Genomic DNA, 16,231 nt, shown 5'->3' with positions numbered 1-16,231 from the left:
AGGGACCGACAATGACACTTGATGCTGCCGCACTCTCCTTGCGCAATCTGTTTGCGCCTGAAACACGCACTGTTTTCTGGAAGACCTTGGGTTTGACGATCCTGGTTCTGATCGGTCTCTGGTTCGGCCTGCGCGAGACCTTTATCGCCTTCGCCATGCCGATGATTCAGGGCCTTGTTCCAGATCTGCCGGACTGGGCCGGCTGGCTTACCTTCATTTTCGGCATACTGGCCAGCATTGGTCTTGCCCTGGGACTGGCATTGCTCTTGTCACCTGTCACCGCCATTATCGCGGGCCTGTTTCTTGATGATGTCGCCGAAGTGGTCGAGAAGCGGGACTATCCGGAGCACCCTGGAGGAAGAGCCATGCCACTGGGGGAGAGCATCATCGCCTCCATCAAATTCTTCGGTGTGGTGATTGTCGGCAATCTGTTTGCGCTGATGCTGCTCTTCGTCCCCGGGATCAATATCATCGCCTTCTTTCTGGTGAACGGCTACCTGCTTGGTCGAGAGTTTTTCGAATTCGCGGCCATGCGCTTTCGAACAGTTCAGGAAGCAAAGATGTTTCGCGCGAAGCACTCCGGCACCGTTTTTGTTGGCGGATTGGTCATTGCCGGTTTTCTGGCAATTCCGATTGTCAACCTGCTCACACCACTCTTTGCGGCCGGCATGATGGTGCATCTGCATAAGCTTCTGAGCGCCAGAGACCCAGACTTCCGGGCCTGAGTGCGGTTCACTCGGTCGCACCGATGACTTGTTGAGGCAGTTCAACGAGGGGTGCTGGAACGTCGCAGGTCCTTTCCGGTGACTTACAGATATCGGCAATGACACAGCGCTCGCATTCCGGCTTGCGGGCCTTGCAACAGTAGCGTCCGTGCAGGATCAGCCAGTGATGGGCGTGGAAGAGATACTGCTCCGGAATTATCCGCATCAGGATGTCCTCGATCTCATCCGGTGTCTTGCCGGGCGCGAGCTTGATGCGGTTGCCGATGCGCAGGATATGGGTGTCGACGGCCATGGTCGGAATGCCGAAGGCCATGGACATCACCACATTGGCGGTCTTGCGACCGACGCCGGGCAGGGTAACGAGTTCCTCTCGGGTGCGAGGCACTTCGCCGCCAAAGTCGTCGACCAGCTTCTGGCTGAGCGCGATAACGTTCTTCGCCTTGTTGCGGTAGAGCCCGATCGTCTTGATGTAGTCGCGGACCTTTTCCTCGCCGAGCGCCAACATCTTTTCCGGCGTATCGGCCACCTTGAAGAGGGCGCGCGTCGCCTTGTTCACGCCGGCATCGGTCGCCTGGGCCGACAGGGCAACGGCCACGACAAGCGTGAAGGCGTTTACATGCTCGAGCTCACCTTTCGGTTCCGGACGCTGGATCGAGAAGCGGCGGAAGATCTCTTCAAGCTCTGCCTTCGTATAGGCTGTGCGACGGCGTGCCGCTGGTCGTTTACGGCTCCCCAGATTTGACTTTTTCAAAGTTTGGGTGCTGGATTTGGGCTTCGCTGAGGTCATTGCAAATCTATAGTCGGGCTGGGTCATGGAAGGCAATCTTGAGCATCGTATGGAAACACCGATTTTTGCAGCCGAACTGACACCCTACCGCTCACTCGGCCAGAAGGGCTATCGCGTGCTGTTTCTGCTCACCGGTAGCGTCTGTTTCCTGCATGCGGTCTTTTTCGCAATGACAGGTGCCTGGCCGATAGTCTTCTTCTTCGGCATCGATTTTCTTCTGCTCTATGGCGCTTTCTGGCTAAGCTATCGCTCCGGGCGCGCGCGGGAGGAAGTGACAGTGTCGCGGACCGATCTTTCGATCCGCAAGTTTGCGCCATCCGGCCGCATGGTCGAGCATCGTTTCAATCCCTTCTGGGCCAAGTTTCTTGTTCAGCGTCACGATGAAATCGGTATCACCTCGATGATGGTCGCGGGTGAGGGACGGCGGACGGATGTCGGCTCGTTCCTTAACCCGGACGATCGCGAAAGCTTTGCCAAGGCCTTCAAGAGTGCCTTGGTAACCGCAAGGCTCAGGATCTGATTCCTGGCAAGAAACGGGTGGCGAGCGCCCTTGATGCGTGGTCAAACGGCAATAGTTGAGGATCATGTCATGACACTTGCCAGCCCCTTTGCCTTCAAGGCCTCCATATCCGAGCCGCGCGATGTTACGCCGCATACAGCCGATTACGAGACAGTCTGTCAGGTGATCGAAATGCTGACCCTCGATTATCAACGTCAGCCGTCCCTTGAGACAATTGCTGCTCGGCTGGGGCAGTCGCCGACGCAACTGCAGAAGACCTTTAGCCGTTGGGCTGGTCTGTCCCCCAAGGCCTTTCTTCAGGCTGTCACGCTTGATCATGCGAAGCGGCTTCTGGGTTACGAAGACCTGCCGCTGCTCGAAGCCTCTCATGAACTTGGACTCTCCGGCCCCGGCCGTCTGCATGACCTGTTTGTAACGCATGAGGCGATGAGCCCCGGCGAATGGAAGGCCAAGGGAGCCGGACTGGTCGTGCGCTATGGCTATCATGCATCCCCCTTTGGTCTCGCCCTTGTCATGATCACGGAACGCGGACTTGCAGGATTGGCCTTTGCGGATCTCGGCGGCGAGAAGGCCTGTTTTGAGGATATGGCAAAGCGCTGGCCCAGAGCGCGGTTCGAACCGGACTCGACGGCGACGGCACCCTATGCAGTCCGGGTATTTGACCCGGCGCGCTGGTCTGCGGAGGAGCCGCTGCGTGTTGTCCTGATCGGGTCGGATTTCCAGATACGGGTCTGGGAAAGCCTCTTGTCGATCCCGCTCGGCAAAGCCGTCACTTATTCCGACATTGCGCACAAGATCGGTCAGCCGACCGCCAGCCGCGCGGTGGGCGCGGCCGTCGGCCGCAATCCGATTTCCTTTGTCGTGCCTTGTCACCGGGCGCTCGGCAAGAGCGGCGCGCTCACTGGCTATCACTGGGGCTTGACCCGCAAGCGCGCCATGCTCGGCTGGGAAGCCGGAAAGGCGTGAGCGCGCGAGGTGCTTTCCGAAATCCCGTTTCTGTGAGAGGATGAACCATGCGCAACTCGGTCCAACTCCCCGAAGACATCAGCCGCCGGATCGACAGTCTGGTCGAATCAGGGCGCTATGATCATCCTGATGACGTGCTGCGGGACGGGCTCAGGCTTGTTGAAGAGAGGGTAGCGAGCGACGCGGCCAAACTCGATGCCCTGCGAAATGCTGCCAACACTGGTTTCGCCGATCTGGAGCAGGGGCGCTTCACGGACGTACCCATCGAAAGACTGTCCGATCACATATCGCGTATCGGTCGTCATGCCGTTGACAGTGCCGGTTCCCGGACAAGGGACGATAGCTGAGATCAGGCTTTCGGCACAGGCTGATTTCGATATCCTTGATATCTTGACGAAAACCTATGCGGACTTCGGTCGGGATGCACTTCGTCGATATGAACTCTTAATCGTTACGGCTCTTTCAGAACTTGCCCTATCTGGTCCTCCACTTGGTGTCGTGGCGCGGCCTGAACTTGGACAAGGCATCTACAGCTATCATCTCCGGCACAGCCGTGATCGTGCTCGACACTCAAGCGGAATTGTCCGCCGTCCAAGGCATTTCATCCTTTACAGACAAATCGTGCCCGATCTGATTGGCGTTGGTCGCATTCTGCATGACGCAATGGAGGTCGAGCGGCATCTCCCGTCGCTCTATGGTGACGAGTGAACAGACTTACGCGCGTCCGAGCCCCAACAACTCCCGGGCCGCCGCCTCATCCGTGATCAGCGTGTTGCAGCCGATCCTGCGGATTGTCGCGCGAATAGCCTTGGCGCGGTGCGCCCCACCCGAAGACAGCACGATGTGTTTCGCCTTGTTCAGCGTGTCCAGGTCAACGGACATCACACGCTCGTTGATCGGGTGGGCAACCGAGTTGCCGTCCGCATCGAGGAAGTTGAACATGGTGTCGCAGACGCAAGCCGCATCGACCAGTTCCATCAGCGTCTGGTGGCTGATGAAGCCTTCCGAAAGCGAGGTGGAATGCGGTCCGATATCGCCGCAGGAGACGATGGCGAGGTCGAGATTTTCGGCGAGATCATAGATCGCCTTGAGGCCGCATTCTTCAATGAGTGCCCGCTTGGTCGCGACGGAATCGACGAGGAGGGGCGCGAGGAACATGTAGCATTCGGCGCCGAGCTGACTTGCCAGCCGCCAGGTGTAGTCGATCGGGTTCGTCTGGCGGACCGCGACGATACCGCCGAGCAGGGAGACAACCTTGCAGTTCTCGCGGCTCGGCGGGCGGAAACCGGCGAGTGACGCCGTCATGGTCCGGCCCCAGCCGACGCCGATGGTCATGTCATTGGTGATGACCTCCGTGAGGAATTGCCCAAGCGCCAGGCCGACGGCCTTGGCGATCGAGGCGGCGTCCGACGTGTCGGGCGAGGGCACGACAACGGCCTCGTCAAGGCCGTAGGCCTTTTCCAGCCTCACAGCGAGATCAATGCAGTCGGCGACGCCGTCGCTGATCCAGATCTGCACTTCGGCGCGCTTGCGTGCCTCGTCCAGCATGCGGATGACTGTTGAGCGGCTGATGCCCAGCCGATCCGCCACGTCCTTCTGCGTCAGGCCCTCGTTGTAATAGAGCCAAGCGGCGCGGATGCGCAGGCCGCCCGCGTCCGACAGGGTCATGTGGTGTTCGCGTCTGAGCTTCGCCAAGGGGTATCTCGTATGGTCGTATTCAGCCGTCAGTATCCTAAAATATGAAACTTATGTCAAATCGATTGGGCAAATGTCTTGACTTTGCCATCACGCGGTGGCGATAGTCGAACCCGAGAAGGCTGGCGGTTTCGCCGGCCCGTATATGCCATGTTGAGCCAAAGGAAAATGCGATGACCTCGAAACTCGAACAGCTTCGTTCCATGACGACCGTGGTCGCCGATACCGGTGACATCGAGGCCGTCGCCCGCCTGAAGCCGGTCGATTGCACCACCAATCCCTCCATCGTCCTGAAGGCGCTCGGCACCGATGCCTTTGCCGATGCCTTCAAGGAAGCGATCGTCTGGGGCAAGTCCAAGGGCGGCAAGGACGAGGCCATTGTCGGCGCGATCGCCGATCGTCTCGCCGTGTCCGTCGGTGCAGCTCTTGCCGCACTGGTTCCGGGCCACGTTTCGACCGAAGTCGATGCCGATCTTTCCTTCGACACCAAGGCCTCGATCGAAAAGGCGCATCAGATCATCGCCGACTACAAGGCGCGCGGCATCGAGAAGGATCGCATCCTGATCAAGCTCGCGTCCACCTGGGAAGGCATTCGTGCCGCCGAAATCCTCCAAAAGGAAGGCATTGACTGCAATCTGACGCTGCTCTTCTCCAAGGCCCAGGCAATAGCCTGCGCTGAAGCGAAGGTTTTCCTGATCTCGCCCTTCGTCGGACGTATCCTCGACTGGTACAAGAAGTCGACCGGTCAGGACTATACAGCTGAAACCGATCCGGGCGTCGTTTCGGTGCGTTCAATCTACAACTACTACAAGGCCAATGGCATCGAGACGATTGTCATGGGCGCCTCCTTTCGCAATGCCGGCGAAATCGAAGCGTTGGCAGGTTGCGACCGGTTGACGATCAGCCCACAATTGCTTGACGAGTTGAATTCCGCACAAGGTGATCTGCCACGCGTATTGTCACCTGAAAAGGCAACCGCTGAGCCCATGGTCTCCCTCGACGAAAAGGCCTTCCGCTGGGCGATGAACGAGGACGCCATGGCGACCGAAAAGCTCGCCGAAGGCATTCGCGGCTTCGCCAAGGATCTCGGCACGCTGCGCGGCCAGATCGCCAAGGCGCTGGCTGCATAACCGATTACGGGTGCTGCAACCGCGCCGGATAGCGCGGTTGCCTACCAGTTGAGTATGACCTGATCGGGAATCACATAGGTTTCAATGCCGTCGACTGTGATGATTGCGTTCCCGTCACGCTTTGTGGATATCACGGTTGCCCCGTCCAGGCTTGTGTATCGACCGGCGCGATAACTCAACACACGGACAAAGCCGTCAGGCAGTCCTATCTCGATGATCGCGCTCGTTCCCCGCCGCTCCAGCCCAAAGGGGCAGCGAAAAAGGCGTTGATTGCGACCAAGACGGCAACTGAAGAAGCCGGTCTGTTCAAAGATACTCGGATCTTGCTCGGAGCTAGGTGGTAGCGGCTCATAGAATTCATCTGAGACGTAACGTCCGTTGACCCAACCGCTGATGCGGGGTCTGTCATAGGTCGCGATCCGACACCAATATTGCCCGTCGCGCTCGCGGCAGCCCAGATTGCGCACAGGGTCGCCCTCCTGAACTGCGCCTATCACCCGAAAACTTGAGCCGGGACCCGAGCGGATGTTCAGCCGTTCTCCAGGGCGCAAGCCGAGAATATGCCAGATCGCGGCGTCGTCGGAGGGCTGGCTGCGAACATCGGGGGCTGGAATCACCAGCGGTTCCTGGGCAACGGCAGAACGTGTTCCAATGCCAGAGATTAAAACGACGGTAGCAAGTAGGGTGGTCAGGTGTTTTGGTTGCATTCGCGGCATCCTGCTTCGCCAATAATCATAACGGCGACGTCGTGAAGTGGCCACCACTTTGGCCGCTCAAGGTAAATGCCTTGAAGAAGGCCCATCTAAAAGCCTCGGTGCCCGGCCAGGGATTGGCTGAGACAGGCGACGAAAGCACTAGGAAAAATTCTGCAGGCGGTTAGGATCGCCAAATCGATTTGTGGCCGTGCCCGTAATCGTCCATCCAGTTGAAAACTCTCCAATGAAATCCACGCCTCTCGGCTACAGCTTTACATTTCTGGCGTTCTCCGTCTTTGCCATTCAGGACGGGCTGTCGAAGCATCTCGGTCATGACTATTCGCCGGTGCAGGTCGCGATGGTGCGCTACTGGGCCTTTGTGGTCTTCGCGCTGTTTCTGGCAAGCCGCAGCGCTGGCGGAGTGAGGGCTGCGGTCGACAGCAGGCGTCCTTGGCTGCAGGTCCTGCGGGGCCTGATCCTCTTTGTTCAGATCCTCGTATCCATTACGGCCTTCATTCATGTCGGACTTGCGCAGAGTCAGGCGATTTTCGCAGCCACCCCGATATTTGTGGCGCTGCTCTCCATGCCTGTCCTCGGTGAGAAAGTCGGCTGGCGTCGGTGGACCGCCATTCTGTTTGGACTTTGCGGCGTTCTGATCATGTTGGCACCGACCGGAGATGCGTTCAGCCCTTACGTCATCCTGCCATTGATCTGTGCGGTGCTTGGGGCGATCTACGGGATCGCCACGCGGCTTGTCAGCCGCGACGACACCCCCGCCACCAGTTTCTTCTACTTGGCATTTGTCGGCTTTGTTTGCGCCACGATCCTCGGTCCCTTTTACTGGGTCCCCTTCACCACAGAGGCCTGGCTGTGGATGGGAGCGCTTTGCTGCACCGGAATTATAGGCCATTTCTCCCTGATCAAGGCTTATGAAAACCTGGATGCGGTGCTGGTTCAGCCAATTTCCTACTGGCAGCTTGTGCTCGGAGCCATCCTTGCAGTGACGGTGTTCGGCGAAGTGTTGCGCTGGAATACGGTTGTCGGATCCGTCATTGTTGTCGGTGCCGGATTGTTCACGGTGTGGCGGGAGTTTGTGGTGTCGCGACGCCAGCGTCGGTTGGACGAACAGGGACGCGTTTGACCGGCAGCTCACGCGGGTCTGTTTCAGATCTGGGCTTGCTTACGGGCTTCCACCCGCCTGCTGACAAGGCTGTTGCGCAGGAACACGATAATGAAGACTGCTGTCATGACCAGGACGATGGTTGGGGCAGGCGCGCTGTCGATATAGAAGCTGAGATAGATGCCTGTCATGGATGACAAGACCGCGACGGCAACAGATACCAGCATCATGCTCTGGAAACGTCGAGTAATCAGAAAGGCAATTGCTCCGGGTGCAACCAGCATGGCAACAGACAGGATGATGCCGACAGCTTTCAACGCCCCGACAACTACCAAGGACAGAACTGCGAGCTGGCCATAATGCAATAGCCTGACCGGCAGACCAATGGCCTGGGCATGTTGCGGGTCGAAGGCGTGAGCGAGGAGGTCTTTGCGGAGCAAGACCAGAAATCCAGTGGCAAACAGGGCAATAAGACCGGTCTCGACCAGATCCGATGTCTGGATGCCGAGCATGTCGCCGAAAAGGATATGATCCAGATGAACGGCGGCCTCCACCTGGACATAGAGAACGAGCCCCAGCCCGAACATGCCGGAAAAGACGATCCCCAGTACGGTATCCTCCTTGATCCGGCTGTTCTCCTTGATGAAACCGGTCATCAGCGCACAGGCAAGACCAGCGACAAATGCTCCGATCGCTAGCGGAATGCCGATGATGTAGGCGATGACAACGCCCGGCAGTACCGCATGGGAGACTGCGTCGCCCATCAGCGACCAGCCTTTCAGCACGAGGAACGCCGAGAGCAGAGCCATCGGGATTGCGATCATCAACGTGATCACGAAAGCTGACTGCATAAAGGAGAGCTGAAAAGGAAGCGTCAGCTCCGTCAGTATCTCACTCATGCCAGCCGTTCCTCAAGCTGTTCTCCGGCGTTGCGATCATTTGTAGCCTGTTCCTTTACGGCCTTTGATGCGCGTCGTCTCGCAGCAAGCATGCCATGCTTGGGGGCGAAGAAAAACGCGAAGACGAAGATCAGCGTCTGAAGGACCACAATAATGCCGCCCGTTGCACCATCCAGAAAATAGCTTGCATATGCGCCGACGAAACTTGTCCCCGCGCCAATGGCGAGAGCGAGAACGATCAGGCGCTGGAAGCGGTCGGTCAGCAGGTAGGCTGTCGCCCCGGGCGTGACCACCATGGCGATTACGAGAAAGGCACCAACCGTCTGCATGGCGGCGACTGTCGAGGCGGCAAGCAGGGTGAAGAAAAGCACCTTCAAGCGCGCCGGGTTGAGGCCGATAGATCGGGCGTGGTTTTCGTCAAAGAAGGTAACCATAAGGTCCTTCCACTTGACCGCAAGGATCGCGAGGCTCACTCCGCCGATCAGAATGAGCTGAATTGTGTCTGCAGGCGTGATGGCCAGGATGTTGCCGAGAACGATTGTCTTGATGTCTATGGAGACTGGTGAAATCGACACCATGAAGAGGCCCAGACCGAAGAAGGAGGTAAAGATCAGGCCGATGATCGCGTCTTCCTTGAGCTTGGTCCGCTGGTTGAGGAAGAGAATCGTCATCGCTGCGAGACCTCCGGACAGAAAGGCTCCGAACGCAAATGGCAGCCCCAGCATATAGGCACCGGCGACTCCCGGCACGATGGCATGGGAGAGTGCATCACCGATCAGCGACCAGCCCTTGAGCATAAGATAGGCGGACAGGAACCCGCACACGCCACCGACCAGCGCGCTGACAAGGATGGCGTTGCGCATGTAGTCATAGGTGAAGGGTTCAATGAGGATCGCGAGCATCGCCTGTTCCTGGTTTCGGTGCTCCATAGATAACGAAGGGTCTTTCGTCATCGGTGATGACGGTGACTTCGCGACCATCTTCATCTTCATGAAGATCCGTGCCGGACAAAACGAAATGGCGAAGCGCACCACCGAATGCCATCTTCAGATTGTCCTCATTGAAGGTGTCCTCTGTTCGGCCAGCGGCGATGACTGTACCCTTTACAAAGATCGTCCTGTCACAAAAATCGGGAACGCTGCCGAGGTTGTGGGTCGAGACAAGCATAACCCTTCCTTCTGCTCGCAGTTCCTTCATGAGGGTAATGATCTGGTCTTCTGTGTTGACGTCGACGCCGGTAAAGGGCTCATCCAGCAGGATCACCTGGCCTTCCTGAGCAAGTGCACGGGCCAGGAAGACCCGCTTGCGTTGGCCGCCTGAAAGCTCGCCGATCTGGCGTTTGCGGAAGTCGGTCATGCCGACGCGGGCCAAAGCTTCATCGACCAGATGGCGGTCGTTGCTCGTCGGTATCCGCAGGAAATTCATATGGCCATAACGGCCCATCATGACCACGTCTTCCACGAGGACAGGGAAATTCCAATCCACTTCTTCGGCCTGCGGGACATAGGCGATCAGGTTTTTCGAGAGAGCCTCGCGAACGCTCATACCCAGTATTCGGATCTCGCCCGTCGCCGCAGGGACGAAGCCCATGATGGCCTTGAAAAGCGTGGACTTGCCGGCGCCATTGACGCCGACAAGTGCTGTTATTGTTCCGGTGGGGATTGAGAAACTCGCGTCACGCAGAGCGGTGTGCCCATTGCGGTAGGTGACTGTCACCTCCCGTGCAACTAGCCCCTCGGCGCTTCGACGGTTTCGTGAACCCATGATCATCCGGCGAGTCCTCTGGTTACGGTCGACACCGTTACGTTCAACAGGTCGAGATAGGTCGGGACCGGTCCGTCGGCTTCACTGAGGGAGTCGACATAGAGTACGCCGCCATAACGGGCGCCGGTTTCTGCTGCAACCTGCTTTGCCGGTTTGTCGGAAACTGTACTCTCTGAAAAGACAACCGGAATCTTGTTGGCGATCACCTGATCGATCAGTGCCTTCACCTGCTGGGGTGTGCCCTGGCTGTCGGCGTTGATCGGCCAGAGGTAGAGCTCCTTCAGCCCCAGATCACGGGCAAGGTAGGAAAATGCGCCTTCGCTGGTGACCAGCCACCGTTCATTCTCCGGCAGGGCGGCGATCTTGGCCTTCATGGGGCCGATCTGCGCTTCGATCCTTTCGGAATAGGCAGCGGCATTGCGGGCGTAAGTCTCGGCATTGGCCGGGTCGATCTGGGTGAGAGCCTTACGGATGTTTTCGACGTAGATCAGTGCATTGTCGGGCGACATCCAGGCATGCGGGTTCGGCTTGCCGTCATAAGCACCACCGGAAATGCTGATGGGCTCAATTCCTTCGCTGACAACGGCACTCGGAACATCGCCAAGATTGGCCAGGAACTTCTCAAACCACGATTCCAGGTTCATTCCGTTCCAGAGAACGAGATCGGCATCCTGTGCCTTCAGGATGTCCCGCGGCGTCGGCTGGTAGCCGTGGATCTCTGCTCCGGGCTTGGTGATGCTTTCTACTGTTGCCGCGTCACCTGCGACATTGCGGGCGATATCGGCAATGACGGTGAAGGTCGTGACAACCTTTGGCTTTTCTGCGGCCTGCGCCGAGAGCGGCAGAAGCATGGCGAGTGCCAATACGAAACCAGGCAATCTGAGCAACATGGTCTTCCTCTTCTTGCGAATAATTCTCAATAAAAACTAACGCAGCATTTGTCTTTGTCAAATGCTTTTGCAAATCATTCGCAAGAAGCCGTTCCAAAATGAACCGAGGCACCTACCTATCTCCTGTTAAGTTTATGAAATAATTTATCTTTTATGTTCGTTGATGTGACCTTGTGGCGGTTAAAGGTTCTGCAAGAAGCTTGCTGTAAGGTTGAGACAGTTCTGCGTTCAAGAGTTGAGGGTTGGTCCATGACGGAGCGTCACGCGTGAAGGGTTTGAAGATCCGCATGTCGCGTAAACTGGCGTTGATCGTCGGTGGCACGCTTGTTCTGTGTGGCGGTACCGGAACGGCAGCAGTCTTTGTTGGTGCGGAAAACCTGTTGGGTCCATCCTACCGGACGCTGAACGGGCTTGAGTGTACGTTGGTGCAATCCGTGGAAACGCGACGAAAGGACCAACTATGGATCCGGAAGTTCATTACGACGGACGAACCTGGGGATGGACTTGACCGGGTCAAGACCGCCTTGCGCGTTGCCAAGGCCACGCAGGCCGAGAAAAATGCCCAACTTGTTCAAGTTGTTGTACTTGATGTGAATGGTCCCAAGGAACGCGCCGCGATGCGCGGTCGCGCCATCGGTGCAGATGTCGTCTACGTTCCTCACCCTGAACGAATACCGGGCAATGCTGCGGACCAGCCTTTTACGGTGCGCTATGTGGATCGCGCTGCCGCTCCTGACGGCCAGTTCTACGGTGAGCGGATGTCAATGATAGAGGCTGATATTGAAGCCTTGGTCGCGAAACTTGACGATTCAACCGACTGCCTTGTGCCCGAAGGGCTTCTTCCTCACAAGGAGGACTCGCATAGCACTTCTAATGACCACGGAAAGGATGCTGACCACAGCGGAGAGGCCTCTGACAGTCATGGAGAGAAGAAGGATGCACAACCGGCTGATGGCGAGGTCGATGGCGAGGAAACGCCTGTAGCCGATGCTGCCCACGGGGACGAGAGTAAAGGCTGGGTCGCGTCTCTCATGGGTATTGTCGGTCTCGGCGGCGAAGATGAAGACAAAGCGGGCGCGGATGCTTCGGCTGATGTGGCGCATGCGGCCCCGGACCACGCAAGCGTAGAAGCCGTTCGCGGATCAGAAGCGCCCGCCGAGGAGCCTCATGAGACTGCAGAAACGGCTGCCGCTCCTGCGTCACACGAGGTTACCCCAGACGTTGCGGATGTCGCTTCCAATGCCGCGGAACCCGCAGAGACTGAGGAGCAAAGCTGGTTTGCCTCGCTGAGGGAGCGAGTTCTTGGTAGCGATGATGAAGACGCAGCGGTGAAACCCGTCGAACATGAAACCGAAACTGCGGAAAGTCCTGCGGTCGAGGCACAGGCTGACACAACGAATACCGATGCTGCTCCGGTAGCTGCAGGGGATGCGACCGCTGCTGATGCTGCCGGTGCTGCCTGGCTTGCCCAGTTCCGCCAAGCCCCGGTGGGTGTGATGCCGCCGCCCGACGATAGTGTAGAATTGCCGCCAAAGGCAGAGACGCGGTGATGAACGCGAAATCACTTTTGGCAGGCCGCTCCCCTTGGCCTCTCGCGTCGTGGAAATCAAGAGACCCGGCCTGGAAATAACCGAGCCGGGTCTTTCTGATTGACGTTATCAATCGGCCTTGTTGCGCCGTGCCGGGAAGAGGATGACGTCGCGGATCGACGGGGCGTTGGTCAAGAGCATGATCAGGCGGTCGACTCCGATGCCGAGGCCGCCGGCGGGCGGCATGCCCTGGTCGATGGCATCCAGGAACTCGTCGTCAAGCTGCTTGTCCTTTTCGCCGCGCGAATGGGCCTGTTCGAGCTGTTCGACCATGCGCTTGCGCTGCTCTTCCGGGTCGTTCAGTTCGGAAAAGGCGTTGCCGACTTCCCAGGCATTGCAATAGGTCTCGAAGCGCTCGACGAGGCGGGGCTCGCCCGGCACTTCCTTGGCGAAAGGCGAGATGTCCTTGGGGAAATGCGTGACGTGGCTCGGCTGGATCAGCGTGCTCTCGACCTTCTCTTCGAAGATGAAGGCGAGGCATTCGCCCCAGGTCCAGTCCTTCTCGACGGCGAAGCCGGCGGCCTTGGCGGCGGTGCGGGCTTCCTCGTCTGTCTTCATCGCCAGGAAGTCGATGCCGGTCGCTTCCTTGACGGCCTCGGGCATCGGTACCCGCTTGAACGGACCCTTGAAGGACAGCGTCTTGTCGCCATAGACGACGTCGGTCGAGCCGTGGATGGCGACCGCGAGGCTTTCGAACAGGCGCTCGACGAGGCCCATGACGTCCTCGTAGTCGGCATAGGCCCAGTAGCATTCCATCATGGTGAATTCGGGATTGTGGCGGGTCGACACACCTTCGTTGCGGAAGTTGCGGTTGACCTCGAACACCTTGTCGGCAAGGCCCGAAACCAGGGTGCGCTTGAGGAACAGTTCCGGCGCGATGCGCAGATACATGTCCATCTTCAGCGTGTTGTGGAAGGTTTTGAACGGGTCGGCGGTGGCGCCGCCATAGACCGTCTGCAGCATCGGCGTCTCGACCTCAAGGAAGCCTTCGCCTTCCATGAAGCGGCGCAGACCGGAGATGATCTTCGAGCGCTGCAGGAAGCGGAGCTTGGAATCCTCGTTGGTCAGGATGTCCAGGTGGCGCTTGCGGTAGCGCAGCTCGATGTCGGCGAGACCGTGATACTTCTCCGGCATCGGGAGAAGCGTCTTGGTCAGCATGGTGATTTCATGGGCGTTGATGGTCAGTTCGCCACGCTTGGTGCGACGGACCTGGCCCTTGACGCCGATGATGTCGCCAAGGTCGATCATCGGCAGAAGCGCGCGGGCTTCTTCCGGGGTCGTGTCCTTGTGGGAGAAGATCTGGATCTTGCCCGAGGCGTCATGGATGTCCATGAACATGCCGGAATTGCGCGAGGAATAGACGCGACCGGCGACCGTGACGATGTCTTCCGACTCCTGATCTGGCTCTAGACCAGCGTATTTCTCGGCGAATTCCGCATTGGTCATCGTGCGGTGGAAATGCGCCGGATAAACGTCGCCGACGGTCTTGCGCAGCTGGTCAAGCTTCTGGCGGCGGACTTCCGTCGGGTCGGAGGAGAGGGCGGTTTCTGTCTTCTGTTCGGTCATCGTGTGTTTGCCTTTTGCGGCTTTGTTCGTTTCAGTTCGCCGGTGCGGCTGGCTCGGTCACCCCCCCCCCCCCCCCTTGTGGGGAGGGTCGGAGCGAAGCGACGGGGTGGGGAAGGCGTCTTGCTCGGGGCAAAACCCCTCCCCAACCCCTCCCCACAAGGGGGAGGGGCTACCCTCAGTTCTGCGCACCCGCCATCGCGGTCAGCACCTGGATCGCCACCTTCAGCCGCTGGCGCACGACCGAGCGGCCGAGGAGCGCCATTGAGTCAAACAGCGGCAGCGAACGCTGGCTGCCGGAGACGGCGACGAAGAGGGGCGGGGTGACGACGCGGAGCTTCTTGCCCATCCGTTCGGAGATCGCCCGAAGCTCTTCCTCGATGGTCGCGACATTCCATTCGAGGATCTTTTCGAGATCCGCCTGAACGGTGGTGACAATTTCAAGCGTCTCGGCCGGGCTGGTCTTCAGCCCGCCGAAGGAGGCGGGGGTCAGGCCGACGTCGTTTGCCAGCAGGAAGCCGGCGAGCGGCGGGACTTCGCCGAGCTTGGTGACGCGGCTCTGGGCAAGCTTCAGGCCTTCGACGAGGCGGCCGTTCTCCATCGACCAGTCGAGCACGCGGGCGACGAAGTCTTCCGGTGTCAGCTTTTCGCGCAGCCAGCGGCCGTTCAGCCAGTCGAGCTTCTGTATGTCGAAGATCGCGCCGGCCTTGGAGAGGTTCTCGGGATCGAACTTCTCGATCAGCTCTTCCATCGATAGCAGTTCCTCGCCTTCGGCGATCTGGATGAAGAACAGGCCGAGGAAGTTCATCAGCGCTTCCGGCAGGTAGCCGAGGGCCGAGTAATAGGAAATCGAGGTCGGGTTCTTGCGCTTCGACAGCTTCGACTTGTCGTGATTGCGCATCAGCGACAGGTGCATGAAGACAGGCGGCTCGAGGCCGAGATGGCGGTAGATCAGGATGTGCTTGGGCACCGAGGCCAGCCATTCCTCGCCGCGGGCGACATGGGTGATCTTCATCATGTGGTCGTCGACGACATTTGCCATGTGGTAGGTCGGCATGCCATCGGCCTTCAAGAGGACCTGCATGTCGACGCTTTCCCACGGGATCGACACGTCGCCATAGACGCCGTCGTGGAAGTCGCAGGAGCCTTCGGTCGGCACCTTCAGCCGCACGACATGCGGCTCGCCGGCGGCAATGCGGGCGGTGACTTCCTCGGCCTTCAGATGCAGGCAGTGGCCGTCATAACCCGGCGGCTTGCCGGCGGCGCGCTGCGCCTCGCGCATGCTTTCCAGCCGCTCGGGCGTGCAGAAGCAATGGAATGCGCCGCCGTTTGCGAGCATCTTGTCGACGAAAGGACGGTAGAGATCCTTGCGCTCGGACTGGCGATAGGGGCCGTAGGGGCCGCCGACATCGGGGCCTTCCGACCAGGTAAGGCCTGTCCATTTCAGCGCGTCCAGCACCTTTTGTTCGAATTCGGCGGTCGAACGGGTCGCGTCGGTGTCCTCGATGCGCAGGATGAACTCACCGCCGAATTTCTTGGCGAAGAGATAGTTGAACAGCGCGATATAGGCGGTGCCGACATGGGGCTCGCCGGTCGGGGAGGGTGCGATGCGGACGCGGACGCCGGAATTGGTCATGGAATTCAGCTCGTGGTGCGTGCGGGGACCGGGCGGATGCCTGATCTCTGGGGAAAGCAAACGAATGCGTTTAACGACGGGGCGAGGCGTGGTTCTGGCCGGAGCACATACCTGTTTCGCCGGCTGGCCTTAGGCCATATTCAGGCCGATGCGTCAAGAAAAACTGCGGATGTGAGCCCTTCCGGGTAGTAAGGTGCGAATTTTTGGCAGACTCTAAGGAACCCGCAGATCGTAGCCGCGTTAAGGAGGCAG

Annotated in this window: 17 protein-coding genes; 8 read left to right on the top strand and 9 right to left on the bottom strand. The window is 58.8% G+C overall.

Features of this window, described 5'->3' with window-relative positions; genetic code table 11:
- The first annotated feature begins 11 nt into the window (after positions 1-11).
- On the top strand, positions 12-725 hold the full coding sequence (locus FE840_RS01635) for a sulfate transporter family protein (protein ID WP_138288438.1): 714 nt from the start codon (positions 12-14) through the stop codon (positions 723-725).
- Between the two features lie 7 nt (positions 726-732).
- Here the strand turns inward: FE840_RS01635 and nth are convergent, their stop codons facing one another.
- Positions 733-1,512, bottom strand: a complete 780-nt coding sequence (gene nth, locus FE840_RS01630) for an endonuclease III (protein ID WP_138288437.1) — start codon at positions 1,510-1,512, stop codon at positions 733-735.
- A 25-nt stretch (positions 1,513-1,537) separates the two neighbouring features.
- Here nth and FE840_RS01625 point away from each other — a divergent pair, with 25 nt between their 5' ends.
- The 4 genes from FE840_RS01625 (at position 1,538) to FE840_RS01610 (ending at position 3,706) form a co-directional block, all read left to right on the top strand.
- Positions 1,538-2,032 (top strand): DUF2244 domain-containing protein, encoded by a 495-nt coding sequence (locus FE840_RS01625; protein ID WP_138288436.1) that lies wholly within the window; start codon positions 1,538-1,540, stop codon positions 2,030-2,032.
- Between the two features lie 69 nt (positions 2,033-2,101).
- Positions 2,102-2,998 carry a methylated-DNA--[protein]-cysteine S-methyltransferase gene (locus FE840_RS01620; RefSeq protein ID WP_138288435.1) on the top strand — a complete coding sequence of 299 codons (897 nt, stop codon included), beginning with the start codon at positions 2,102-2,104 and terminating at the stop codon, positions 2,996-2,998.
- Positions 2,999-3,045: 47 nt separating this feature from the next.
- Positions 3,046-3,345, top strand: coding sequence for a ribbon-helix-helix domain-containing protein (locus tag FE840_RS01615; RefSeq protein WP_138288434.1), 300 nt, complete (start codon positions 3,046-3,048; stop codon positions 3,343-3,345).
- Positions 3,302-3,706 carry a type II toxin-antitoxin system RelE/ParE family toxin gene (locus tag FE840_RS01610; RefSeq protein ID WP_246318822.1) on the top strand — a complete coding sequence of 135 codons (405 nt, stop codon included), beginning with the start codon at positions 3,302-3,304 and terminating at the stop codon, positions 3,704-3,706. Before FE840_RS01615 ends, FE840_RS01610 begins: the two co-directional genes overlap by 44 nt.
- A 6-nt stretch (positions 3,707-3,712) precedes the next feature.
- On the opposite strand, the gene FE840_RS01605 is transcribed toward FE840_RS01610, so the two are convergent.
- Positions 3,713-4,693, bottom strand: a complete 981-nt coding sequence (locus tag FE840_RS01605) for a sugar-binding transcriptional regulator (protein ID WP_138288433.1) — start codon at positions 4,691-4,693, stop codon at positions 3,713-3,715.
- Between the two features lie 173 nt (positions 4,694-4,866).
- On the opposite strand from FE840_RS01605, the gene tal reads away from it, so the two are divergent.
- The gene (tal, locus tag FE840_RS01600; protein WP_138288432.1) at positions 4,867-5,823 is read left to right on the top strand and encodes a transaldolase; all 957 of its coding nucleotides are present in this window, start codon (positions 4,867-4,869) and stop codon (positions 5,821-5,823) included.
- Between the two features lie 41 nt (positions 5,824-5,864).
- On the opposite strand, the gene FE840_RS01595 is transcribed toward tal, so the two are convergent.
- On the bottom strand, positions 5,865-6,530 hold the full coding sequence (locus tag FE840_RS01595) for an SH3 domain-containing protein (protein ID WP_171033764.1): 666 nt from the start codon (positions 6,528-6,530) through the stop codon (positions 5,865-5,867).
- A 232-nt stretch (positions 6,531-6,762) separates the two neighbouring features.
- On the opposite strand from FE840_RS01595, the gene FE840_RS01590 reads away from it, so the two are divergent.
- Positions 6,763-7,659 carry a DMT family transporter gene (locus tag FE840_RS01590; RefSeq protein ID WP_138288430.1) on the top strand — a complete coding sequence of 299 codons (897 nt, stop codon included), beginning with the start codon at positions 6,763-6,765 and terminating at the stop codon, positions 7,657-7,659.
- Positions 7,660-7,682: 23 nt separating this feature from the next.
- Here FE840_RS01590 and FE840_RS01585 read toward each other — a convergent pair whose 3' ends face one another.
- The 4 genes from FE840_RS01585 to FE840_RS01570 are packed head-to-tail and all read right to left on the bottom strand — an operon-like array spanning position 7,683 to position 11,152.
- Entirely contained in the window at positions 7,683-8,537 is an 855-nt protein-coding gene (locus FE840_RS01585) for a metal ABC transporter permease (protein ID WP_138288429.1), read from the bottom strand.
- Positions 8,534-9,439, bottom strand: a complete 906-nt coding sequence (locus FE840_RS01580; RefSeq protein ID WP_138288428.1) for a metal ABC transporter permease — start codon at positions 9,437-9,439, stop codon at positions 8,534-8,536. Before FE840_RS01580 ends, FE840_RS01585 begins: the two co-directional genes overlap by 4 nt.
- Positions 9,420-10,307 (bottom strand): manganese/iron ABC transporter ATP-binding protein, encoded by an 888-nt coding sequence (locus tag FE840_RS01575; protein WP_171033763.1) that lies wholly within the window; start codon positions 10,305-10,307, stop codon positions 9,420-9,422. Before FE840_RS01575 ends, FE840_RS01580 begins: the two co-directional genes overlap by 20 nt.
- Entirely contained in the window at positions 10,304-11,152 is an 849-nt protein-coding gene (locus tag FE840_RS01570; protein ID WP_281366676.1) for a metal ABC transporter substrate-binding protein, read from the bottom strand. The genes FE840_RS01575 and FE840_RS01570 overlap by 4 nt, the downstream gene beginning before the upstream one ends.
- 326 nt (positions 11,153-11,478) lie before the next feature.
- Here FE840_RS01570 and FE840_RS01565 point away from each other — a divergent pair, with 326 nt between their 5' ends.
- Positions 11,479-12,741, top strand: coding sequence for a hypothetical protein (locus tag FE840_RS01565; protein ID WP_171033762.1), 1,263 nt, complete (start codon positions 11,479-11,481; stop codon positions 12,739-12,741).
- 108 nt (positions 12,742-12,849) lie between these two features.
- On the opposite strand, the gene lysS is transcribed toward FE840_RS01565, so the two are convergent.
- Complete coding sequence (lysS, locus tag FE840_RS01560) at positions 12,850-14,346, bottom strand: lysine--tRNA ligase (protein WP_138288425.1); 1,497 nt, start codon at positions 14,344-14,346, stop codon at positions 12,850-12,852.
- Positions 14,347-14,521: 175 nt separating this feature from the next.
- Positions 14,522-15,979, bottom strand: a complete 1,458-nt coding sequence (gltX, locus tag FE840_RS01555) for a glutamate--tRNA ligase (RefSeq protein WP_138288424.1) — start codon at positions 15,977-15,979, stop codon at positions 14,522-14,524.
- Positions 15,980-16,231 lie beyond the last annotated feature (252 nt).

The sequence above is a fragment of the Peteryoungia desertarenae genome, from assembly GCF_005860795.2.
Taxonomy (GTDB): domain Bacteria; phylum Pseudomonadota; class Alphaproteobacteria; order Rhizobiales; family Rhizobiaceae; genus Allorhizobium; species Allorhizobium desertarenae.
The sequence above is the reverse complement of the archived record's forward strand: the minus strand, read 5'-3'. Positions and strand labels throughout refer to the sequence as shown.